Raw genomic sequence first — 3687 nt, forward strand, 5'->3', positions numbered from 1 at the left:
ATACAAAGCAGAAAACGAAGGGAAGATTTATCAAGAAGTTGATAGATTCTTTCCTTCGTCGAAAACTTGTCATGTATGCCTTAATCAAGTGGGTAGTTTGCCACTTGATATAAGATTCTGGACTTGTAAAAAGTGCCAGACTAGACATGATAGAGATATTAATGCAGCAATAAACCTCAGAGATGAGGGACTACGAATTTTGACCTCTGGAACGGGGGATAAAACGATGAAGTGTGGTCTTGGGGGTTTCCCCCATGAACAACTTGATCAAGAAGCCTGTCGCCCAGAAATAAGTCGCAGTAATAGAGGACGCAAGAAGTCTACTACTGTGCTTTCTGTTGGACAGGAAGCCGACACTGTACCGTCAGGTCAGTGTGGGTAGTTCACTAGAATCCTTACAAACCTAGTATTCCCAGCATGACCGTAACTATTCCTAATCTCCCCAGTCTTTACGAAGCCTTTTCCACAGAAGCCAAATGGCAAAAATTCTGGGAAGACAACCAAGTTTACAAAGCTGACCCCAACCACAAAGGCGAACCCTACTGCATCGTTATCCCTCCACCTAACGTGACTGGCAGTTTGCACATGGGTCACGCCTTTGAAGGGGCTATCATTGACACCCTGGTACGTTACCACCGCATGAAGGGACGGAATACCCTATGGCTACCGGGAACTGACCACGCCAGCATTGCTGTACAAACGATTTTAGAAAAGCAACTCAAAGCCGAGGGCAAAACTCGCCATGATTTAGGGCGAGAAAAGTTCCTAGAACGGGCTTGGCAATGGAAGGCGGAATCTGGTGGGACAATTATTAATCAGTTAAAACGGTTAGGGGTGTCCGTAGACTGGACGAGGGAACGCTTTACTTTAGATGAAGGTTTATCAAAAGCTGTTTTAGAAGCATTTATTCGCCTTCATGAAGAGGGATTAATTCATCGTAGTAACTATTTAGTCAATTGGTGTCCCGCTTCTGGTTCAGCGGTGTCTGATTTGGAAGTAGAACCCAAGGAGGTAAATGGGAATCTGTGGTATTTCCGTTATCCTCTCAGCGACGGTTCTGGCTTTCTGGAAGTGGCGACAACTCGCCCCGAAACTATGTTAGGTGATACAGGTGTGGCGGTTAATCCCCATGACGACAGATATAAACACCTGATTGGGAAAACCGTAACTTTACCAATTATGAACCGGGAAATCCCGATTATTGGTGATGAATTGGTGGACGCGACCTTTGGAACAGGTTGCGTGAAGGTGACTCCAGCCCATGACCCCAATGATTTTGAAATGGGTAAACGCCATGATTTGCCCTTCATTAATATTATGAATAAGGACGGCACACTCAATGAAAATGCCGGTGATTTTCAAGGTCAAGACCGCTTTGTGGCGCGGAAAAATTTGGTAGCCCGTTTAGATGCTGAAGGTGTTTTAGTCAAAGTTGAGGAATATAAACATACAGTACCCTATAGCGATCGCGGCAAAGTCCCTGTTGAACCTCTGCTTTCTACCCAATGGTTTGTCAAAATCCGCCCCCTGGCTGATAAAACTTTAGATTTCCTTGATACCCAAGATTCCCCCGAAATTGTCCCCCAACGCTGGTCTAAAGTTTATCGTGATTGGTTAGTAAATCTGCGTGATTGGTGTATTTCTCGCCAATTGTGGTGGGGTCATCAAATCCCCGCCTGGTATGCTGTCAGCGAAACTGAAGGAGAAATTACCGACTCCACCCCTTATTTTGTCGCCCGCAATGAAGCAGAAGCGCTACAAAAAGCCAAAGTCCAATTTGGGGAAGATGTGAAATTAGTTCAAGACCCCGATGTTTTAGACACTTGGTTTTCTTCAGGACTGTGGCCATTTTCTACTTTAGGTTGGCCAGAAGAAACAGCAGATTTAGCGGCATATTACCCCACAGCAACCCTAGTTACTGGTTTTGATATTATCTTTTTCTGGGTAGCTAGAATGACGATGATGGGAACACATTTTACCGGAAAAATGCCGTTTAAAACTGTGTACATTCATGGTTTGGTCAGGGATGAAAATAATAAGAAAATGTCCAAATCAGCAAATAATGGTATTGATCCTTTATTGTTGATTGCCAAATATGGAACTGATGCTTTACGCTATACCTTAATTAAGGAAGTTGCGGGCGCAGGTCAAGATATTCGTTTAGAATATGACCGCAAAAAAGATGAATCTATCTCTGTCGAAGCTTCTCGCAATTTTGCCAATAAGTTGTGGAATGCTGCCCGATTTGTCATGATGAATTTGGATGGACAAACCCCAGCCCAATTAGGTCAACCAATTCCCACAGAATTAAGTGATAAGTGGATTGTTTCCCGGTTCAACCAAGTTGTTAAACAAACTAACCATGACATTGATAATTATGGCTTAGGTGAAGCAGCAAAGGGACTTTATGAATTTATTTGGGGTGATTTCTGTGATTGGTATATTGAATTAGTTAAATCTAGATTACAGAAAGATGCAGAACCCGCATCTCGCAAAGTAGCCCAACAAATCATTGCTTACATTCTCGAAGGGATTTTAAAATTACTCCATCCCTTTATGCCTCATATTACTGAAGAAATTTGGCAAACTCTCACCCAACAACCTGCCGAAAATCCCCAACTTTTACCTTTACAAGCATATCCTGAAGCCGATGAAAATTTCATTGATTCAGCTTTAGAGACACAGTTTGATTTATTAATTGGCACAATTCGCACAATTCGTAATTTACGGGCAGAAGCAGATATTAAACCAGGGGTAAAAATTACCGCCAATTTACAAACTGAAAGCGCAAGTGAAAGATTTATTCTCACTGCTGGACAGGCTTATATTCAAGATTTAGCCAAAGTAGAAAATTTAACAATTGTTGATACTAATCCTGTTGTTGTTCCCCAAGAGATTGTCACAGTCGAAAATAATAAATATTGGGGTGGAATCAATATCATCGGTTTAACAATTGTCGCCATTATCAGCTTAAAAGTAGCTATATTTGTGGGAAATACTGCCTTAGATATTCCCATATTTGGAACTGGCTTTGAAATAGTTGGTTTGGGTTGTGTAGTTTGGTTTGCTTTCCGCTATTTACTCAATGCCCAAGCAAGAGAAGAGTTATTTGCAAAATACTTTCCACCCAGTGAAACACCAACTGCACCCCCGGAAAAAGAAAATTCCATTGCTGGTGTTGTCGGGACTGTACAGGTAGTTATTCCCTTAAAAGGAGTTGTAGATATTGAAGTTGTGCGTGCAAAACTGGAGAAAAGCTTACAAAAAGCCGAAGCAGAATCCCAATCTTTAAGTGCAAGATTAAGCAATTCTAAGTTTGTGGATAAAGCCCCCGCAGATGTAGTAAAGACTGCAAGAGAGACTTTAGCCGAAGCACAAAAACAAGCAGAAATTTTACGTATACGGCTGGAAACATTATCCTAGATATCGCTTCCTGAGTTTAGTATAAGTATAATGGGTAATTGGTGATTGGAAAAATTCGCTATTACCCATTACCCATTACCTATTCCTTAGCAATTATGTTATATCTTGCCCAAATACATAAAAATGATTTTTTAGATCAGTATCAATTACGTTTATTAGCACGTCAAGAATCAAAAAACTTTTGGCTGACAATTTCCGAAGAAATGTTAATTCTCTTAGGAAAGGGAAACACTAAAATTAATAAATTATTAGTATTAGTTGAAC

2 protein-coding genes and 1 pseudogene are annotated in these 3687 nt (G+C 41.1%); all 3 read left to right on the forward strand.

Annotated elements, in window-relative coordinates; translation table 11 throughout:
• A partial coding sequence (locus tag IQ228_RS23235) for a zinc ribbon domain-containing protein (RefSeq protein ID WP_193964581.1) occupies nucleotides 1–382 on the forward strand: 382 nt, incomplete at its 5' end.
• A gap of 35 nt (nucleotides 383–417) precedes the next feature.
• Nucleotides 418–3423, forward strand: coding sequence for a valine--tRNA ligase (locus tag IQ228_RS23240; protein WP_193964584.1), 3006 nt, complete (start codon nucleotides 418–420; stop codon nucleotides 3421–3423).
• Nucleotides 3424–3464: 41 nt separating this feature from the next.
• Nucleotides 3465–3687, forward strand: a pseudogene (locus tag IQ228_RS23245) (hypothetical protein); the annotation flags it as partial.

Source organism: Dolichospermum sp. LEGE 00246 (assembly GCF_015207865.1).
GTDB lineage: Bacteria > Cyanobacteriota > Cyanobacteriia > Cyanobacteriales > Nostocaceae > Dolichospermum > Dolichospermum heterosporum.